General features: G+C 72.0%; 18 protein-coding genes. All 18 read left to right on the top strand.

The window, feature by feature from the left end:
• Nucleotides 1-75: 75 nt before the first annotated feature.
• The 18 genes from Aru02nite_RS30980 (at nt 76) to Aru02nite_RS30895 (ending at nt 19,109) form a co-directional block, all read left to right on the top strand.
• Entirely contained in the window at nt 76-1,377 is a 1,302-nt protein-coding gene (locus Aru02nite_RS30980) for an MFS transporter (protein ID WP_203663625.1), read from the top strand.
• Nucleotides 1,374-2,948, top strand: coding sequence for a carboxypeptidase-like regulatory domain-containing protein (locus Aru02nite_RS30975; RefSeq protein ID WP_203663624.1), 1,575 nt, complete (start codon nt 1,374-1,376; stop codon nt 2,946-2,948). Before Aru02nite_RS30980 ends, Aru02nite_RS30975 begins: the two co-directional genes overlap by 4 nt.
• Nucleotides 2,949-2,999: 51 nt before the next feature.
• The gene (hisD, locus tag Aru02nite_RS30970) at nt 3,000-4,322 is read left to right on the top strand and encodes a histidinol dehydrogenase (protein ID WP_239077058.1); all 1,323 of its coding nucleotides are present in this window, start codon (nt 3,000-3,002) and stop codon (nt 4,320-4,322) included.
• A complete protein-coding gene (locus Aru02nite_RS30965; RefSeq protein WP_239077057.1) occupies nt 4,319-5,149 on the top strand; it encodes an SDR family NAD(P)-dependent oxidoreductase in 831 nt (276 codons plus the stop codon). Before hisD ends, Aru02nite_RS30965 begins: the two co-directional genes overlap by 4 nt.
• Complete coding sequence (locus tag Aru02nite_RS30960) at nt 5,146-6,219, top strand: 3-hydroxyacyl-CoA dehydrogenase family protein (RefSeq protein ID WP_203663623.1); 1,074 nt, start codon at nt 5,146-5,148, stop codon at nt 6,217-6,219. Before Aru02nite_RS30965 ends, Aru02nite_RS30960 begins: the two co-directional genes overlap by 4 nt.
• The gene (locus Aru02nite_RS30955) at nt 6,216-7,142 is read left to right on the top strand and encodes a dihydrodipicolinate synthase family protein (protein ID WP_203663621.1); all 927 of its coding nucleotides are present in this window, start codon (nt 6,216-6,218) and stop codon (nt 7,140-7,142) included. The genes Aru02nite_RS30960 and Aru02nite_RS30955 overlap by 4 nt, the downstream gene beginning before the upstream one ends.
• A 104-nt stretch (nt 7,143-7,246) precedes the next feature.
• Nucleotides 7,247-7,588, top strand: a complete 342-nt coding sequence (locus Aru02nite_RS30950) for a RidA family protein (protein ID WP_203663619.1) — start codon at nt 7,247-7,249, stop codon at nt 7,586-7,588.
• Between the two features lie 36 nt (nt 7,589-7,624).
• Complete coding sequence (locus Aru02nite_RS30945) at nt 7,625-8,452, top strand: IclR family transcriptional regulator (protein WP_203663617.1); 828 nt, start codon at nt 7,625-7,627, stop codon at nt 8,450-8,452.
• A gap of 89 nt (nt 8,453-8,541) precedes the next feature.
• Nucleotides 8,542-10,125, top strand: coding sequence for an ABC transporter substrate-binding protein (locus Aru02nite_RS30940; RefSeq protein ID WP_203663616.1), 1,584 nt, complete (start codon nt 8,542-8,544; stop codon nt 10,123-10,125).
• Nucleotides 10,122-11,129, top strand: coding sequence for an ABC transporter permease (locus Aru02nite_RS30935; RefSeq protein WP_203663615.1), 1,008 nt, complete (start codon nt 10,122-10,124; stop codon nt 11,127-11,129). The genes Aru02nite_RS30940 and Aru02nite_RS30935 overlap by 4 nt, the downstream gene beginning before the upstream one ends.
• Before the next feature lie 156 nt (nt 11,130-11,285).
• On the top strand, nt 11,286-12,158 hold the full coding sequence (locus Aru02nite_RS30930) for an ABC transporter permease (protein ID WP_203663614.1): 873 nt from the start codon (nt 11,286-11,288) through the stop codon (nt 12,156-12,158).
• On the top strand, nt 12,151-12,987 hold the full coding sequence (locus Aru02nite_RS30925; protein ID WP_203663613.1) for an ABC transporter ATP-binding protein: 837 nt from the start codon (nt 12,151-12,153) through the stop codon (nt 12,985-12,987). Before Aru02nite_RS30930 ends, Aru02nite_RS30925 begins: the two co-directional genes overlap by 8 nt.
• Nucleotides 12,984-13,826 carry an ATP-binding cassette domain-containing protein gene (locus Aru02nite_RS30920; RefSeq protein WP_239077056.1) on the top strand — a complete coding sequence of 281 codons (843 nt, stop codon included), beginning with the start codon at nt 12,984-12,986 and terminating at the stop codon, nt 13,824-13,826. Before Aru02nite_RS30925 ends, Aru02nite_RS30920 begins: the two co-directional genes overlap by 4 nt.
• Nucleotides 13,823-14,800, top strand: coding sequence for a Gfo/Idh/MocA family protein (locus tag Aru02nite_RS30915; RefSeq protein WP_203663612.1), 978 nt, complete (start codon nt 13,823-13,825; stop codon nt 14,798-14,800). The genes Aru02nite_RS30920 and Aru02nite_RS30915 overlap by 4 nt, the downstream gene beginning before the upstream one ends.
• Nucleotides 14,801-14,894: 94 nt before the next feature.
• On the top strand, nt 14,895-15,638 hold the full coding sequence (locus Aru02nite_RS30910; RefSeq protein WP_203663611.1) for a creatininase family protein: 744 nt from the start codon (nt 14,895-14,897) through the stop codon (nt 15,636-15,638).
• A gap of 10 nt (nt 15,639-15,648) precedes the next feature.
• Complete coding sequence (locus Aru02nite_RS30905) at nt 15,649-16,425, top strand: amidohydrolase family protein (RefSeq protein WP_203663609.1); 777 nt, start codon at nt 15,649-15,651, stop codon at nt 16,423-16,425.
• Entirely contained in the window at nt 16,422-17,540 is a 1,119-nt protein-coding gene (locus Aru02nite_RS30900) for a mandelate racemase/muconate lactonizing enzyme family protein (RefSeq protein ID WP_203663607.1), read from the top strand. Before Aru02nite_RS30905 ends, Aru02nite_RS30900 begins: the two co-directional genes overlap by 4 nt.
• A 24-nt stretch (nt 17,541-17,564) precedes the next feature.
• Entirely contained in the window at nt 17,565-19,109 is a 1,545-nt protein-coding gene (locus Aru02nite_RS30895; protein WP_203663605.1) for a hypothetical protein, read from the top strand.
• The last annotated feature ends 56 nt before the right edge of the window (nt 19,110-19,165 follow it).

The raw sequence follows: 19,165 nt of genomic DNA, 5'->3' as shown, positions 1-19,165 counted from the left end.
CATATTCGAAATATCGAAAACTGACGGATCACGGCTGGCGCACGAGGAGAGGCACCGTGAGTACGGAGCGAGACAGTGGCACGGCGCAAGGCCGCCCTCGCGGCCTCCGTCGGCACCCTCCTGGAGTACTACGACTACTACCTGTTCGGGCTCTCCGCGGCGGTCGTGTTCCCGAAGCTGTTCTTCCCGGACTCCAGCCCGCTCGCCGGGCAGCTGTACTCGTTCGCCGCGTTCGCCGTCGGCTTCATCCTGCGGCCGATCGGCGGCATCGTGCTCGGCCACATCGCCGACCGGGTCGGCCGGCAGAAGGCCCTCGTCCTGACGATCATGCTGATGGGGGTCTCGACGTTCCTGATCGGCGTCCTGCCCGGGTACCGCTCGATCGGCGTCGCCGCACCGATCCTGCTCGTCGTGTTCCGGCTCGTGCAGGGGTTCTCGACCGGTGGCGAGATGGGCGGCGCGACCGCGCTCGCCGTCGAACACGCGCGGGCCGACCGGCGCGGCCTGTTCGGCGCGTTGCTGCTCAGCGGATCCGGGATCGCACTGTTCATCTCGTCCGGGCTGATGAGCCTCGTGTCGTCGCTGCCCGACGACGAGTTCCTCACCTGGGGCTGGCGCCTGCCGTACTGGCTGAGCGTGGTCCTGCTCGTCGCCGGGCTGATCATCCGGTCCCGGGTACCGGAGACACCGGTGTTCGCCGCCGACCGGGACCAGGGGGTGCAGCAGCGCCGGCTCCCGTTGCTGGACGTGCTGCGCCGGCCGAAGCCGCTGGTCCTGGGCGTACTGTTCGGCTTCGCCAACAGCATCGGCGGCTACGTGCTGACCGTGTACGGGCCGGCGTACCTGAAGGACCGCGGGTCGCCGGCGTCGGTCGCGCTGACCGCGACGATGATCGCGTCCGGGGTGCAGATCGTGCTGGCACCGACGTGGGGGATCCTGTCCGACCGGATCGGCCGGAAACCGGTGTTCCTGGGCGGCTGCATCGCGCTGGCGGTGCTGATCTTCCCGATCTTCGCGATGTTCTCGTCCGGGCGACCGGCGCTGATCTACCTGGGGATGACGCTCGGCTTCTCGGTGTGCGTCATCGCGATGTCGGCGCTGTCCCAGACGATCCTGTCGGAGCTGTTCGGCACGTCCGCCCGCGCCACCGGGGTCGGCCTCGGCTACCAGCTGACCGCCGTACTGGCGGGCGGGTTCGCGCCGATGATCGCGAGCGCCTTGACCGCCGCGGCCGGCGGCGCGTCGTGGGGCGTGTGCCTGTACATGATCGGCGGCTGCGTGCTGAGCGCCGCGGCGATCGTCGCGGTACCGGAGACCGCCGGTCGGTCACTCGCCGCCCGGCGTACGGCGACGGTGGAGGCGGGGGAGCTGACATGAAGGTGATCGGATACGTGAGCGACGAGCGGGACCTGGCGCTCGCGGGTGTCGCCGTCGAGGTGGGTGACGGAACGAGCACCTGGGTGACCACCTCGACCGCATCCGGCGCCGTACGCCTCGACGTGCCGCCCGGTAGCTACCGGGTGACGCTCGCCCGGGACGGCTACGGCGCCAAGCACGTCACCGTCGAACTCGGTGCCCGCCCGCACCGGTTCCGGCTGCTGTCCGACCGGATCTACGGGTACGTCTGGCCGAAGTGGACACGCGCCGGCGGCACCGGCGAGTTCCGGATCCACAGCCCCGAGCCGTACCGGCTGAGCCTGCGGCGCTGCGGCGCCGAGGCGGAACCGGAACGCATCATCGGCTGGTTCGACGAACACGCACCGCGCTCGACCGTGCAGGTGACGCCGGACGGCGACTACACCCGCGACGGCGTGCACTTCAACGAACGCGGCTACGTCGACCCGAACCACAAGCAGCACGTGACGGCACCGGAGCGCGGTGGGCTCTACTACTTCCACGTCGAGGGTGAGTCCGGCGTACGGTTCTCGTTCCCGTGGGTCGTCGCGCCGCGCACGCCGCGCGCCCGCATCGCCGTACTCGCCTCGACGAACACCTGGAACGCGTACAACAACTTCGGCGGGCGCAGCAACTACGTCAACGCGGCCGGGCTGCCGGCCGAGCCGGCGCTGGTGCCGCGGCTGGAGCTGCCGAGGTACCAGGAGTCGTCGTTCTCCGAGCACCAGTTCGCCGACGACGTCTACCCGCCGCTGTCGTTCGACCGGCCGGAACCGCTCAACCAGATCGGCGCCGACGAGCAGCCCCTCGACCCGATCCGCGGCCGGCAGCCCTGCCACCTCGCGTCGGCCGAGTGGCGGCTGCTGAGCTGGTTGGAGCGCAACGGATACGGCCACGACCTGTACGCCGACGCCCACCTGCACGACGGCACCCTCGACCTGGACGACTACCGGGTCCTCGTACTCAACACCCACCCCGAGTACTGGTCGGCCGAGATGTACGACCGGGTGTGGTCCTGGGTGCACGAGCGCGGCGGAAAGCTCGCCTACCTCGGCGGCAACGGGGTCGACTGCGAGGTCGAGTTCGTCGGCGACGCGCTGCGGTTTCGTACCGAGGCGGTCGAGGACGGGCCGGACGAGGGCCGGATGGCGCGCAGCCACCGACCGACCAGCGCGCTGCTCGGCGTCGTGTTCACCAGCGCGGGCGCGATGACCGCGGCACCGTACCGGGTCGTCGACGAGAAGCACTGGGCGTTCGCCGGTACCGGGCTGGTGGCCGGTGACGTCTTCGGTACGGCGACGTTGCACGAACGGTGCTCCGGCGGCGCGTCCGGCCACGAGACGGACAAGACCGGGGCGCACACGCCGGACGGCGCGGTCGTGTTGGCCCGCGGTACCAACGTCGACGACGGCGGCGCCGAACTCGTGCACCTGACCACCGCGAGCGGCGGCGAGGTGTTCGCCGCCGGCTCCATCACCTGGTCGACCTCGGTACCGGTGGACGCCGCCGCGGCCGCGATCACCCGCAACGTGCTGGACCGGTTCCTGGCCTGACCGCGAGGCCGGGCACCGAACGACGACCACGAGACAAGGGATGAGTGGGGCATGACCACGAGCCGGATGCTCAAGAAGCGCGCGGCGACTGCGGCAGGAGCCGGAGCCGACGACGGGGTACGGGAGCGGGTCGCGGCGATCATCGCCGACGTGCGGCAGCGCGGCGACGCGGCGGTACGCGACCACTCGGTCAAGTTCGACGGCTGGTCGCCGGCCTCGTTCCGGCTCGCGCCGGACGAGATCGAACGGATCGTCGACGGGGTGCCGGACCAGGTGCTTGCGGACATCCGGTTCGTGCAGGACCAGGTACGTTCGTTCGCGACGCACCAGCGCGAGTCGCTGCGCGACTTCGAGGTGGAGACGCTGCCCGGGATTCGGTTGGGGCAGAAGAACATCCCGGTCGCCGCGGCCGGAGCGTACGTGCCCGGTGGGCGTTACCCGCTGACCGCGTCGGCGCACATGACGATCGTGACCGCCAAGGTCGCCGGGGTCGACCGGGTCGCCGCCTGCACGCCGCCGATCCGGGGCGAGATCCCGGCGGCCACGATCGCCGCGATGCACCTGGCCGGCGCCGACGAGATCCTCCTGCTGGGTGGGGTCCAAGCGGTCGCGGCGCTCGCACTCGGTACCGAGACGATCGGCCGGGTGAACCTCATCGCCGGCCCCGGCAACGCGTACGTCGCCGAGGCGAAGCGGCAGCTGTTCGGTGAGGTCGGCATCGACCTGTTCGCCGGGCCGACCGAGATCCTCGTCGTCGCCGACGAGTCCGCCGACCCGTTCGTCGTCGCGGTCGACCTGCTCTCCCAGGCCGAGCACGGCCCCGACTCTCCCGCCGTGCTGATCACCACCAGCGAACGGCTCGGTACCGCGGTGCTCGGCCACATCGACGCGCTGCTGCCCGGCATGCCGACCAACGACATGGCCGGGCCCGCCTGGCGCGACCACGGCCAGATCCACGTCGTCGACGGCCTCGACGCGGCGTACGCGCTGGCCGACACGTTCGCGTCCGAGCACGTCGAGATCCTCACCGCACAGCCGCGCGTCGCGCTGGACACGATGCGCGACTACGGCGCCCTGTTCCTCGGTTCCGGTACGTGCGTCTCCTACGGCGACAAGGTGATCGGCACCAATCACGTGCTGCCGACCCGCGGCGCGGCGCGTTACACCGGCGGGCTGTGGGTCGGCAAGTACCTGAAGACGGTCACGTACCAGGAGGTGACCGATCCGGCGGCGAGCGCGCGGTTGGGGGAGATCTGCGGTCGCGCGGCGCGGGTCGAGCTGTTCGAGGGGCACGCCCGCAGCGGCGATGTCCGCGCCGCGGCGTACCGGGGCACGCCGCTGTCCTGGACCGACCACGTCCTGGACCGCGCGTGATCACACCACGCCCCGGCCCGCCCGTCGAGGCGACCGAAACGGCGGCGGCAACCGCGTCGGGGGGCCGCGCCGCGCCGTTGGCCGGCCGTACCGCGCTGGTCACGGGCGGCGGTCGGGGGCTCGGGTACGCCATCGCCGGGGCACTGACCGGCGCGGGAGTCCGGGTTCTCGTCACCGGGCGCGACCGGGCCACGCTCGGCGCCGCGGTCGCCGACGGTACGGCCGTCCGCGGCGAGGTGTGCGACGTGTCCGACCCGGCGCGGGTCGCGGCGCTCGCCACTGCGCTCGCCGGTGAGGACGTGTCGATCCTCGTCAACAACGCCGGGATCCCGGGTCCGGTCGCGCCGCTTCACGAGGTGACGCCCGCGCAGTGGGACGAGGTGTTCGCGGTCAACGTGCGCGGCACCTACCTGGTCTGCCGGGCGTTCCTCCCGGCGATGGTCGCCGCAGGCCGTGGGGATGTGATCAACCTGGCGTCGGTGTCCGGCAAGCGGCCGCTCGCCGGCCGCACCCCGTACTGCGCGGCGAAGATGGCCGTGCTGGGGCTGACCCGCACCCTGGCCGTCGAGGTCGGCGAGTCCGGGGTCCGGGTCAACTCGCTGTCGCCCGGACCGGTCGACGGGCCGCGGATGGACCGCAACTTCCGGCTGGAGGCGGACCGGACCGGGACGAGCGTCGCCGACGCGCGGCAGGCGTTCGCCGGCCGCGCCGCGTTGCGACGGCTGCTCACCGAGGGCGAGGTCGCCGCCGCGGCGCTGGCGATGCTGGCCATGCCGGGCCTGTGCGCCGCCGACATCGACCTCTCGGCCGGGATGGTGGCCCCATGACCCGGCAAACTGGTGCGCCGCAAGGAAACCCGGCCGCGAACCGGAACCCCGGCACGACCCCGGGCGGCGGCACGAGCCATGACGTCGGCGCGGGCTGGAGCGCCGGCGCGGAGGCTGCCGGCGACGCCGGGACCGCGGGCCGGACCGGGCCGGTACCGCCACGGTCGGTGGCGGTGATCGGTGCCGGGACGATGGGGCACGGGATCGCGCGGGTGTTCGCTGCCGGCGGCGTGCCGGTCCGGCTGGCCGACCGTACCGTCGAGCTGGCGCGGGCCGGCCGGGACGCCATCGCCGCCAGCCTGCCCGAGCGGGACGCGACCGTGGTCGACCTCGTCACGCCGGTCGGCGACATCGCGGAGGCGGTGACCGGAGCCGCGCTCGTGATCGAGGCGGTACCGGAGGATCTGGCGCTCAAGCAGGTGGTGTGGCAGGCGATCGGGGCGCACGCACCGCGTGACGCGACGCTCGCGAGCAACACCTCCTCGTACGACATCGGGCTGCTCGCGACCGCGGCGGGGGCGCCGGCGCGGGTGCTCGGGATGCACTGGTACAACCCGGCGTACCTGGTGCCGTGCGTGGAGGTGGTGCGCACCGCGGCGGTCGAGCCGGGCCGCGTCGAGGCGGTACTGGGCTGGCTGACCGCGCTGGGCAAGCGGCCGGCGGTGACCGCCAACACGGCCGGATTCGTCGGCAACCGGCTGCAGTTCGCGATGGTGGCGGAGGCGTTCCGGTGCCTGGCGGAGGGGGTCGCGACCGCTCGGGACATCGACGCGATCGTGCGCGGCTCGTTCGGCTTCCGGTTGGGCGACTACGGGCCGTTCGAGATCGCCGACCTGGCCGGACTCGACGTGTACCGGGCGATCCTCGACTACCTCGCCGAGCATCTCGGCGAGCGGTTCGCCACGCCGCCGAACCTGGTCGAGCTGACCGCGGCCGGGCGGTACGGCGCCAAGTCCGGCGGCGGCGTGTACGAGTGGCCCGGCGAGACGGCCCGGCGCGCCCGGGCGGACCGGGACCGCCGGCTGGCGGCCCGGCTGAACAGCATCGATGCGGGAGGGCAGAACCGATGACGGACGCGGCGGAGCTGATCAGGGGCGTTTCCCCGGTGCTGGAGGTGCCGTTCCACGACGACGGCTCGCTGGACGAGCCGGGTTTCGCGCGCGTGGTGGACCACGTGCTGGGCTGCGGGGTGAGCAGCGTGATGTTCCCGGGGTACGCCTCGGAGTTCCTCAAGCTGACCAGCGACGAGCGGGACCGGCTCAACACGGTCCTGCTCGACCGCACGCGGTCCCGGGACGACGTGGCGGCGGTCGTCGCGGTACAGGACCACGCGACGCGGCTCGCCGCCGACCATGCGCGCCGGCTCGTCGACGCCGGCGCCGACGCGGTGAACCTGCTCCCGCCGTACCAGCTCGGGCCCTCGGTACGCGACATCCACGAGCACGTCGAGACGGTCGCCGCGGCAGTGCCGGAGACACCGATCGTGGTGCAGTACGCGCCGGAGCAGACCGGTACGGCGCTCGACGCGGCGTCGATCGCCGCGATCGCCGCGGAGCGCCCGAACGTGCGGATGGTGAAGGTCGAGTCGACGCCGCCCGGCCCGTTCATCGCCGACCTGGCCCGCCAGGACCCGGTCCTGCCGGCGATGGTCGGGTACGCCGGCGTGCAGCTGCCGGACGCGTTGCGGCGCGGCGCGGTCGGCGTGCAGCCCGGCTGCTCGTTCACCGAGCTGTACGTCGACGTCTGGGAGCTGTACGCGGCCGGCGACGAGAAGGCCGCCTTCGACCTGCACCGCCAGTTCCTGCCCTACATCTCGTACTGGATGCTCGGCTCGGAGTTGATCGTGGCGGCCGAGAAGCTGATCTCACAGCGGCGCGGCCTGTTTCGCAGCGCGTACTGCCGGGCGCCGGCGCACCGGCTCGACGCGGAGGAGGTCGCGATGGTCGACCGGTTTCTCGCCGAGTTCGCGGACCGGCTGCCCGACCTGTCCTGACCTGCCGGGACCGATCGTGCGTCCCTGACCCTTTGGAGGAACCATGGAAGCCGTCCCGCTGGCCACCGCGGCCGCGCCGGCGCCGCGCGGCGCGTACGAGCAGGGTGGGTGTCGTCGCCGGTGACTACGTCTACACCGCCGGGCTCGGGCCGCTCGATCCGGCCACGAGGGCGATCGTCGGTACGGAGGCCGGCGAGCAGACCCGGCAGGTACTGCGCAACCTGGCCGCGATCCTGGCCGAGGCGGGCGCCTCGCTCGCGGACGTGGTCAAGGTGACCGCGCACCTGGCCGACGGCGAGCGGGACTGGGACGCGTTCGACACCGCGTACCGGGAGTTCTTCACCCCGCCGTACCCGGTGCGCACGACCGCCGGGTCGCAGCTCGGCGACATCCTGGTCGAGATCGACGTGGTCGCCTACCGGCCGCGCGATCGAGCGGCGGATTAGGCTCGGCAGCGGACACGGGTGATGGTGAGGGGTGGCATGGCCGGCTCGAACGGTGACGGCAGGACGTCCGGTGACGGCAAGGCGCCGTCGCCGGCGGTGGACCGGGCGCTGACGGTGCTTGAGACGCTGGTGGCGGCCGAGGAGCCGATGACGCTGACGATGCTCGCGCAGGTCACCGACATCCCGCTGGCGACCTGCGCGGCGATCACCCGCACCCTGGAGCTGCGGGGGTACGCGGCCCGCCGGGTGATCGGCCGCAGCCACTTCTGGCGGCCGACGCTGCGGCTCAACGGCCTCGCCGCGCAGCTGGTCAAGAAGGTCGACCTGATGCGCACCGCGCGGCCGTTCCTGAAGCGGCTGGTCGACTCGATCGGCGCGCACGCGCACCTGGGCGTACTGGAGGGCGGCCAGGTCATCTACGTGGCCAAGGTCGCCGCGCCGGGCATGCTGCAGTACGACACCTATCCGGGCAAGGCGTCGCCGTTCAACCTGACCGCGCTGGGGCGGGCGATCGCCGCGCAGCTGCCGGTCGACGCGGTCGACGCGCTGGTCAAGAACGCCGCCGTCGGCCGCGGGCCGAAGGCACATCCGATCCAGGTCGCCGAGCTGCACGCCGAGCTCGCCGAGGTGCGCGAGCGCGGGTACGCGACCGAGGACGAGGAGGAGGACCCGGGGATCGCCTGCGTCGCCGCGCCGTTCTTCGACGTCGACGGTGCGGTGGCCGGTTCGATCGGGGTCACCGGGTACGCGGAGCAGCTGCGTTCGACCGGGTTCGAGGAGATCGGCGCGCAGGTGGTCGCCGAGGCGGCGGCGCTGGGCCGGGAGTTGCAGGCCGGTACGGTCCAGCTGCCGTACGGCATGTAACCACTTCCGACGTCTTGTCATGACCTGCGCCGGGGACATATTCTTTTCCAAATCTTGAATCTATCTTCGAAATACGGAAGGTAGGCTTCGTGAAGATCACGCGTTCCCGGCTGGTTCCGGTCTGCGGCCTGGTGATCGGCGCGCTCGCGCTGACCGGCTGCGGCGCCGGACATGGTCCGGCGGAAACCGTGCACAAGGTCGGCGCCACCGCCGGCGGCCCGATGCGTACCGGTGGGACACTCCACTTCGGACAGTCGCAGGGCATCACCCAGCTCGACCCGAACACGATCGCGAGCAGCTCCCAGACCCAGCTGCAGACGCTGCTGTGGGACGGGCTGACGACGTACGCGCCGGACATGTCCGTGCGGCCCGACCTCGCGACGTCCTGGACCCACTCCGACGACTACCGGCACTGGACCTTCCGGCTGCGCACGGGTGTCCGGTTCGACAACGGAAAGCCGTTCACCGCAACGGACGCGGTCAAGAACATCGAGCGCGTACTCGACCCGAAGACCGCCGCGCAGGCCGCCGTCAAGATCTCGATGATCGACACGGTCCGGGCCGTCGATCCGGCCACGCTCGCCGTCGACCTGAAGACGCCGAACCCGCAACTGCCCAACGGCCTGGTCGACGTCAAGATGACCGACGTCGACCACATCGCCGACGTCAACCGCACCGCCAACGGCACCGGGCCGTACAAGCTGGCGAGGTTCGTGCCGAACCAGTCGGTCACGGTGGTGCGCAACGACCGGTACTGGGGACCGCGACCGAAGTTCGACCGGATCGAGATCCAGCGGTACGCGGACGCGACCGCCGCGCAGAGCGCCTTCCTGTCCGGCGAGCTGGACGTGCTGACGGAGTTGACGCCGGACACGGCAAGCTACCTGGCGGTCGGCACGACGCTGCTCGGGGCGCCACAGCCGGCCGGCGTCGCGGTGTGGGAACTCGACACCAGGTCCAAGCCGTTCGACAACCCGAAGGCACGACTGGCCCTGTCGTACGCCGCCGACCGCGCGGCGATGAACCAGGCGGCGTACGCCGGCAAGGCGGTCCTCAACGACACCGACCAGCCGGTCAACCCGCAGAGTCCTTACTACGCAAGCGATCTGCCGCACCACGCGTACGACCTGGTGAAGGCGAAGAAGCTGTTCGCCGAGGCCGGTGTCAAGCCGGGCACCACCCTGACGTTCTGGACCACCGCCGGGGCGAACCTGGAATGGACCACGATGGGGCAGATCCTGCAGAGCGACCTGAAGAAGATCGGCATCAACCTGCAGATCCGCAGCAACGAGGTGGCCACCTGGGCCGCGAAGGCGTACCCGAAGGGCAAGCGCTACCCGGGCCTGATCTACCCGAACTTCCTGTCGTTTCCGCCGCCGCCCGCCGACTACGCGATCAGCTGGTACTCGAACGAGGGCACCTGCGAGTGCAACTGGACCGCGCCCGACACGTACGAGCGGGCCGCCGGCGCGGTGTCCCGGGGCGCCGGCACGGATCGGGCCCGCGGGTTCACCGATGCGCAGCGGGTCCTCAACGCGAACGTACCGATCGTCACGCTTGCCAACACGTCGCCGCTGTCGGTGGCGCAGACCAACGTACGCGGGGTCTGGGTGCAGAGCGAGGGAACGCTGCACCTGGAGCGCGCCGGATTCGCCGCCGGGAGCCGCTCGTGATCGCCTACATCGTCCGCCGCCTCTGCCTGTCGCTGCTCATGATCGCGCTCGTCTCGGTACTCGTGTTCGTCGTGTTGCGGCTGCTGCCCGGCGATCCGACGATCACCCGGGTCGGTGCCGCGCAGTCGATCGACGCCAAGACGCTCGCCCAGATGCACCACCGGCTGGGGCTCGACGACCCGATCATCGTCCAGTATGGACGGTGGATCGGCGGGCTGTTCCACGGCGACCTGGGCCGCTCGTACTTCAGCGAGTACCCGGTCGGTGAACTGATCGGGCAGCGGGTCGGCGCCACGCTGCTGCTCGCCGTCGCTGGCCTGATCCTCGGCGTACTGATCAGCCTGCCGCTCGCGCTGCTGCCTGCGATCTCCCGGCGCCGGATCTGGCGCCGCCTCGTCGGCGGGTACGCCACCGTCGGGATGGCCGCGCCGCCGTTCGTCTTCGGCATCATCCTGATCGCCGTGTTCAGCGTCGGACTCGGCTGGATGCCGACCGGCGGCTACCAGTCGCTGTTCGCCGATCCGTTGCACAGCCTGCGATTGCTGGTGCTGCCGGCGCTGACGCTCGGCATCACGCTGTCGGCGCCGCTCGTGCACTACCTGCGTACCTCGATGCGGGAGGTCGACAGCGCCGCGTTCGTGCGTACCGCGACCGGCAAGGGGTTGCGCCGCCGGCAGGTCGTCAACGGGCACGTACTGCCCAACGCGATGCTGCCGACCGCCACCGCGTTCGGGGTCATGATCGGCTCGGTGCTCGGCGGAGTGGTCGTCGTCGAGTACGTGTTCCGCTGGCCCGGCCTCGGCTCACTCATCGTCGACGCCGTCCTGCAACGCGACTACGCGGTACTCCAGACCGCGGTGCTGCTGGTGGCCGCCGCGTTCGTGCTGGCGAACCTCGTCATCGACATCCTGCTCGGGGTGCTCGATCCGCGGCTGCGGGTCGGCGGCGCACGCGCCCGGCGCCGTACCCGCACCGCCGTCGCGGCCGTGGGAGGTGCCCAATGAGCGAGCGTCAGCGAGCGAATCAGAGGCATTGCGCGTGCTGGTGTCTCGTCGGCGTTCCGACGAAGGAGGAACGGCGATGAGCGGGCGTCAGCGAGCGATTCAGAGGCATTGCGCGTGCTGGTGTCTCGTCGGCGTTCCGACGAGGGAGGTGCGGCGATGAGCGTACTGTCGGTACGCCCCGAGGCGGCCATCGCGCGCTCGCGCGCCGGGGTGTGGCACCGGCTGGTACGCCGGCCGGCCAGTGTGGTGTCGCTCGCGATTCTCGTGCTGCTCGTCCTGCTCGCGGTGTTCGGGCCGCTGCTGTTCGGATCGCCGGACGCGATCGACGTACCGGCACGGTACGCGGCGGCGTCCTTCTCGCACCCGCTCGGTACCGACGAGCTCGGCCGTGACCTGCTCAGCCGGATCGCCGTCGGCGGCCGGGTGTCGCTGGCCATCGGGCTCGCGGCCACCGCGATCGCGATGGTGCTCGGTACGGTCTGGGGAGCGGTCGCCGCCGCCCGCCGCGGCTGGCTGGACGAGATCCTGATGCGCATCGGGGACGCGTTCCTGGCGATCCCGATGATCCTGTTCGCGCTCATCGTCGTCGCCGCGTTCGGCGGGGACGCGCTGACCCTGGCACTCGTCATCGGGCTGCTGATGGCGCCACTGACCGCGCGGATCGCGCGGGCCACGGTGCTCGGCGAGATCTCGACCGAGTACGTGCGCGGACTTCGCGCCGTCGGCGCGTCCGAACCGCGCATCCTGTTCCGCGAGATCCTGCCGAACACGACACCCGCGCTGATGGCGCAGGCGTCGCTGAACATGGCCACCGCGCTGATGGTGGAGGCCTCGCTGAGCTTCCTCGGCCTCGGCGTCCAACCGCCGACCGCGTCCTGGGGAACGCTGCTCCAGCAGGGGTACACGAAGCTGTTCGAATCGATCTCCTACCCGCTGGTGCCGGCGCTGGTGGTGGTGATCGCCATCGCCGCGTTCAACACGGTCGGCAACGGCCTCCAGCGGATCCTGATCGGGGACGACCGTGACTGACACACCGGTACTCGACATCCGCGACCTGACCGTCGGCGTACCGGGCCGCGACCTGGTACGCGGCGTCGACCTGACCCTGTCCGCCGGCGAACGGGTCGGGCTCGTCGGCGAGTCCGGCAGCGGCAAGAGCCTGCTGTCGCTGGCCGTCATGCGGCTCAACCCGCCGCCGACCCGCATCACGTCCGGCTCGATCCGGCTCGCCGGCCGCGACCACGTGACCGCGACCGAGAAGGAGCTGCGGCAGGCCCGCGGCGCGGCCGTCGCGATGGTCTACCAGGACCCGCTGACGAGCCTCAATCCGGTCCGTACCGTCGGGCGCCAGATCGTCGAGGCGGTCCGGGCGCACGCCGACGTGTCCCGCGCCGCCGCCCGCCGCCGCGCGGTCGACCTGCTCGGCGAGGTGGGCATCCCGGACCCGGCGGTCCGCGTCGACGCGTACCCGCACGAGTTCTCCGGTGGGATGCGGCAGCGGGTCGTGATCGCGATGGCGCTCGCCGCCGAGCCGGCCGTACTGATCGCCGACGAGCCGACCACCGCGCTGGACGTCACCACGCAGGCGCGCATCCTCGCGCTGCTGGACCGGATCGCCGACGAGCACGGTACGGCCGTCCTGTTCATCACGCACGATCTGGCCGTCGCGGCCGGGTTCTGCCGCCGCGTCGAGGTGATGCGGCGCGGCCGGATCGTGGAGAGCGCGCCGACCGACGAGGTGTTCGCCCACCCGCGACACCCGTACACCCGCGGTCTGCTCGACGCGCTCTGCACGCTGGATGTCGACCCGGCCCGCCCGCTCGCCGTACTCGACGACATCGAGGAGGATCCGCGATGAACGAGCGCGAGCACCGTGTGCCCGAGCCTCGTCGGCGTTTCGAGGAACCGGGAACGTCGGCCGAGGACGATGTCCTGCTGGTGGCCGACGGGCTGGTGATGGACTTTCCCGGCACCCGGGCGGTGGACGGGGTCAGCCTGAGCGTGCGCCGTGGCACCACGTTCGGGCTGGTCGGCGAGTCCGGGTGCGGCAAGTCGACACTGACCTCGCTGCTGCTCGGGCTGCTACGCCCGACCGCGGGCACGGTCCGGTTCCGCGGTACCGAGCTGACCGGGCTGGGTGGCCGGGAGCTGCGGCGGCTGCGGGCGCACATGCAGGTCGTGTTGCAGGACCCGGTCGGCTCGCTGAACCGGCGCAAGACCGTCGGGCAGATCATCGGCCTGCCGCTCGCGGTCCACGGTGCCGGCGACGCCACCGCACGCCGGGCCCGGGTCGCCGAGCTGCTGGAGCTGGTCGGCCTGCCCACCTCGTACGCGTCGCGCCGGCCCGCCGAGCTGTCCGGCGGGCAGTGCCAGCGGGTGTCGATCGCCCGCGCCATCGCGCTGCACCCCGACCTCGTCGTACTCGACGAGGCGGTGTCGGCGATCGACGTGGCCACCCAGGCGCAGATCCTCAACCTGCTGCGGTCCTTGCAGACCGAACTGGGCCTGACCTACCTGTTCGTGTCGCACGACCTTGCCGTGGTGCGGTACATGGCGCCGGAGATCGCGGTCATGCACCGCGGGCGCATCGTCGAGCAGGCGCCACGGGAGGACCTGTTCGCCAGCCCGCGCGAGGAGTACACCCGCACCCTGATCGAGGCGATCCCGCGGGTGCCGAGCCGGGAGGCGACGCCGTGATCCGGCTGGCGCTCGTCGGCCTCGGCGACATCGCGACGCAGGCGCACCTGCCGGCGCTGCTGCGCTCGGCGCGGGTCGAGGTGACCGCACTCGTCGACCCGGTACCGGAGCGGCTCGCCGCGGCGGCCCACCTGGTACCGGGGGCGGCCCGGTACGACTGCCTGGAGCCGGTGCTCGCCGACCCGGCGATCCCGGCCGTCGTACTGGCCACCCCGCCGTGGATCACCGCCGGGCTGGTCCGGGACGCGCTCGCCGCCGGCAAGTACGTGCTCGCGGAGAAGCCGCTCGGCACCAGCCTGGCCGAGGTCGAACGGCTCACCGAGATGGCGCACGACCGGCTGCAGGTCGGGCTGACCTACCGGCACGATCCCGCCCTGGACCGGCTGCGGGAGTGGATCGCGGGCGGGCTGCTCGGGTCGCCGCTGCTGATCCGGGCACACATCTACGACGAGCCGCGCGCCGACGACGGTCCGTACGCCCGGCGGATGCTCGGCACGCTCGACCACGGGGCGCCGGTCGTGCACGAGGGCGCGCACCTGTTCGACTGGCTGGCGTACCTGCTCGGCGGCGGGCCGAGCGAGGTGGCCGACGCGTGGGCGCTCGCGACCGAGCCGGGGCTCGGCGCGCCGAACCTCGGCGGCGCCCGGCTGGTCTGGCCGGACGGTACGACCGCGGTCACCGAGTTCGGCTGGTGGACCGACGCGCTGCCGCGCTGCGAGGTCAGCGTGCTCGGCGCCGACGGGTACGCAGTGCTCGACGGTTTCACGTTCGACCTCGAACTGCGCACCCGGGACGAGACGCGGGCGGCGCGGTTCCCCGGCGACCGGACGACCCGCTCGTTCGACCGGCAGCTCGACCGGTTCGCCGACCTGGTGACCGGCCGTACCGACCGCGCGGTGCCCGGCCTCGCCGAGGGGCTCGCCGGGCTGGCGCTGAGCGAACGGATCGTGGCGATGGCGGGAGGACACCGGTGAGATCGCTGCCCTGGCAACGGATCCCCGCGACGGCCGGCGGGCCCGTACCGGCGCGGGCCCGACAACCGATCGCGACGAGGGCGGGAGTACGGCAGTGACCGCGTGGACGTGGCAGCAGACCGACCGGGACCGGCTCGCCGCGGTACTGCCGGAGGCGCTCGTCGTGCTTCCGGTCGGCACCGTGGAGCAGCACGGCCCGCACCTTCCCACCGGTACCGACGCGATGATCGCCGGGGCGGTCGCGGCGGCCGCCGTGCAGCGGGCCGCGGCGGATGCACCGCGCGACCTGGTACTGGCGCCGACCGTGCCGTTCGGCGCCTCGGACCACCACTTCGCGTTCGGCGCGACCCTGTCGCTGTCGCCGGAGACCACCACCGCGGTGCTGAACGACCTGGCCCGGTCGGTCGCCGCGGACGGCGGGCGCCGGCTGGTGCTCGTCAACGGGCACGGCGGAAACCGCGGTCCGTGCCACTCCGCGGCGGCGTCCGCGGCGACCCGGCACGGCCTCGCCGTCGCGTACCTCGACTACTGGGAACTGTTCCCGCACCACGCCTTCAGCGCCGACCCACCGAACGTGCCCGGGCACGCCGGCCGGTTCGAGAGCGCGCTGATCGCCCACCTGCACCCGGAACTCGTCGGCACGCTGCCGGACCGGGCCGCGCAACCGGCGGTACCGGAGGCGGCGAACGTCACCGTGCACACGCCGCGGCTGTGGCACACCATCGACGGCTACACCGACCGCCCCGCCGCCGCGACCGGCACCGACGGGGCCGCCTGGTTCGGCGCGCTCGCCGACGCCCTGGCCGACCGGCTCGTGACCCTCGCCCGCGACCTGTAGGGACCGTCCCGTGGACATACCGATCGTCGACTTCCACACGCACACACCGGCCTGGGACCACGCGTCCTGGCTGGCCGGTACGGCGTTCACGCCCGCCGACTTCACCGCGTTCCTGGACTCCGCCGGCATCCGCGCGGCCGTGGTGCTCAGCCACGACGGGCTGTTCCACGCCACGCCCGAGGCGAACGACCGGCTCGCCGAGTTCGTCGCCGCCGACCCGGACCGGATGGTCGCGTTCGGCACCGTCAACGCCCGGTACCCGGGCGCCGTCGAGGAGATGGAGCGCTGCTTCGGCACGCTCGGCATCCGCGGGCTGAAGATCCATCCGTGGCTGCAGGGCGTGTCCATGCACGAGCCGAGCCTCGACCCGATCGCCGAGGTGGTCGCCGCGCACGGCGGGATCGTGCTCTGCCACGACGGCACCCCGCCGTACGCCACCGCCACCCAGATCGCCGCGTTCGCCCGCCGGCACCCGACGGTACCGGTGGTGCTCGGGCACGCCGGGCTGCACGACACGTGGCGGGAGGCGATCGCCGCGGTCACCGAGACCGCCAACCTGTACATCTGCCTGTGCGGGGTACCGCCTTATGCGGGCCGGCAGATCATCGAGCGCTGCCCGACCGACCGGGTCCTGTTCGGCTCCGACGCCGGGCTCTCCGACCAGGTCGGCCAGGCGTACGCGGTGGCCCGCGCGCACGAGATCACCCGCTGGGGCGTCGACGAGGCGACCCTGCGCCGGGTGCTGTACGACAACCCGCGCGACCTGCTGGGAGGGTGGCCGCAGTGACGTTCACGATCCGCGCGGTGCAGACCGCACCGATCAGCCTGACCGCCGACCCCGACCTGACCGTGCACGGCGCGAAGGGCGCCCACGACCGGTCCGACTTCCTGCTCGTCCGCGTCGTCGCCACCAATCCTGCCGGCCGCGAGATCACCGGGTACGGGGAGGTCAGCGCCACGCCGCTGTGGAGCGGCGAGGACGGCACCACCGCCGCGCACCTGATCCGTACCGTGCTGACGCCGGTATTGGTGGGGATGGCGCTGGGGCCGGTCGGCGCCGCCGAGGCGGCGATGGACCGGGTGCTCGCGGCCAGCCCGTTCACCAAGGCCGGAGTCGCCACGGCGCTGTGGGACGCCTGGGCCCGGGTCCTCGACGTACCGCTGGCGGTGGCGCTCGGCGGCCCGTACCGCACCGAGGTGCCGATCAAGCTGTCGCTGTCCGGCGACGGAGATGTGCTCGACACCGTGTACCGCGCGGCCCGCACCGCCGGGTTCGGCGCGTTCAAGGTCAAGGTGGGGCTCGGCGTCGACGGCGACCTGGCGCGGGTGGCCCGCGCCCGCGAACTCGTCGGGCCGGACACGTTCCTCGGCGTCGACGCCAACGGCGGCTGGAGCCGCGCCGAGGCGGCGCGGGCGGTGGCCGGGCTCGCCCCGTACGACGTGGCGTTCGTCGAGCAGCCGGTCGCGGCGACCGACCTGGAGGGGTTGCGTGCCATCCGGCAGCTCGGCGTCACGGTGATCGCCGACGAGTCCGTGTTCGACCTCGCCGACCTGGTACGGGTCGTCCAAGCCGACGCCGCCGACGTGGCGTCGGTGTACATCGGCAAGGCCGGCGGCCCCGGCCGGGCGGTGCGGCTGGCGCAGGTCGCGTCCGCGTTCGGGATCCGGTCGCTGCTCGGCTCCAACGGCGAGCTCGGCATCGGCGCCGCCGCCCAGCTGCACGCCGCCTGCGCCATCCCCGACCTCGCCACCGACCTGCCGTCGGACATCATCGGCGCGCACTACTACACCGACGACATCCTCGCGGAACCGTTGGACAGCAACGGTTCCACGGTCCGGCTGACGGACCGACCGGGGCTCGGCGTCACGCCGCGCCCGGACCTGCTCGACCGCTTCTCCTGACCCCTCAAGAGAAGGAGACCGTTCATGCGCAGAGCACCCCTGTCCATCGCCGTGGCGACGATGCTCGCCCTGATCGCGGGCGGCGCCGCGCCGGGCGCGGCCCGTACCGTGGCGCCGTCGGTGCGGCCGGCGGCGCACACCACGTCGCTGCCGGCACCGCGGTCCGCATCCCGACCGTGGGTACCGGCCGACGGCGTGCGCGCCACCCACCCCGGCGGCAACACGATCGGCACCCAGGTACGCGAGGCCACGCCGCGCGCCGACGGGTACCGGCACATCGACACGCCGCGGCTCGTCAGGAAGCTGAAAGCGTTGCACGTCAACACGTTCTACTACACGGTGTGGGACGAGCCGACCGACTGGAGCGACCTGGTCGACGAGTTCGCGCCGGCCGCGCAGAAGGCGGGGATCCTCGTCTGGGTCGGGCTCGCGCCGCCCAGCGAGTGCTTCCCGAACTCCGACGCGCACCTGGCCGGGCGCTGCTCCCGCCCGTACGAGACGGACTTCCTGACCTGGGCCAAGCAGGTCGCGGACCTGTCGGTGAAGTACCCGAACGTGGTGGCGTGGGCGATCGACGACTTCCTGATCGGGGACAACGCGAAGCTGTTCACCCACGACTACCTGGCGCAGATGCGGCAGACCACGAAGTCGATCAACCCGAAGCTCGGGCTCTACACGATCGCGTACTACGACACCGCGGTCGATCCGTCGTTCTACGACAAGTACGGCGACGTCATCGACGGCGTGGTCTACCCGTACCTGGGGCGCGACAACAACACCAACGACGCGTCGGCGGTCGGCGAGAACCTGGACAAGATCCTGCCGCTCGCGAACGCGAAGCACCTGAGCGTCATCCTGCTCGACTACTCCGGACGCGAACTCGACAGCACGCTGGCGCCGACCGCCCGGTACGTCAACGACATCCTGAACGTCGGTATGCGCTACACCCGGGAGAGGAAGATCGACGGGGTCATCTCGTACGGCACCCAGCTGACCGGGCAGAACCTGATCGACCCGAGCCAGGGGCCGCGGCAGGGCGACGGGCGGCTCGCGCTGACCGTGCAGGCACACGTCGGTACCAGGACTGGCGACTACGCGGAGGCGTCCCAGGAGGTCACCGTCGACCCGAAGTCCCCGCGGTACGAGCTGTCCTGGTGGCAGCGCGACCCCTACTACGGCGGGCTGAGCGGCTACCACTTCATGCAGGTGCTCATCGACGACCAGATGGTGTGGCAGTCCGACGTGACCAACTGGTTCAGCTTCATGTGGGTCAACGGTTCCGACACCCAGGGCCCGGTGGACGTGACCCAGTTCGTCCAGGGCAAGAAGCAGGTCAAGATCGCCTTCCGGCTGTACGAGAAGCAGGGGGTCGGCGACTACTACGTCGACGCGACCTTCGACGACCTGTCGTCGATCGGGCTCGGTGTCAAGGATCCCGGGTTCGAGGACCCGTCGGCGTGGACGATCAGCGGTAACAGCCAGCACGTCAACGCCACGGTCTTCGTGTACCACCGGGACGAGCCGACCCGCATCTTCGACACCGTGGCGGGGCAGTTCGCCCGGCCCTGACCCGTGACCGGCGCGCACCGGCCCGGCCATACCGAGAACGCAAGCGAGACAAGGAA

Source organism: Actinocatenispora rupis, from assembly GCF_016861975.1.
In the GTDB taxonomy this organism is placed as follows: Bacteria; Actinomycetota; Actinomycetes; order Mycobacteriales; family Micromonosporaceae; genus Actinocatenispora; species Actinocatenispora rupis.
The sequence above is the reverse complement of the archived record's forward strand: the minus strand, read 5'-3'. Positions and strand labels throughout refer to the sequence as shown.

Bases quoted from the DNA above. Each gene is read 5' to 3' on its own strand.
- Aru02nite_RS30975 (WP_203663624.1), top strand. From the start codon at position 1,374: ATGAAGGTGATCGGATACGTGAGCGACGAGCGGGACCTGGCGCTCGCG.
- hisD (WP_239077058.1), top strand. From the start codon at position 3,000: ATGACCACGAGCCGGATGCTCAAGAAGCGCGCGGCGACTGCGGCAGGA.
- Aru02nite_RS30960 (WP_203663623.1), top strand. From the start codon at position 5,146: ATGACCCGGCAAACTGGTGCGCCGCAAGGAAACCCGGCCGCGAACCGG.
- Aru02nite_RS30955 (WP_203663621.1), top strand. From the start codon at position 6,216: ATGACGGACGCGGCGGAGCTGATCAGGGGCGTTTCCCCGGTGCTGGAG.
- Aru02nite_RS30945 (WP_203663617.1), top strand. From the start codon at position 7,625: ATGGCCGGCTCGAACGGTGACGGCAGGACGTCCGGTGACGGCAAGGCG.
- Aru02nite_RS30930 (WP_203663614.1), top strand. From the start codon at position 11,286: ATGAGCGTACTGTCGGTACGCCCCGAGGCGGCCATCGCGCGCTCGCGC.
- Aru02nite_RS30920 (WP_239077056.1), top strand. From the start codon at position 12,984: ATGAACGAGCGCGAGCACCGTGTGCCCGAGCCTCGTCGGCGTTTCGAG.
- Aru02nite_RS30895 (WP_203663605.1), top strand. From the start codon at position 17,565: ATGCGCAGAGCACCCCTGTCCATCGCCGTGGCGACGATGCTCGCCCTG.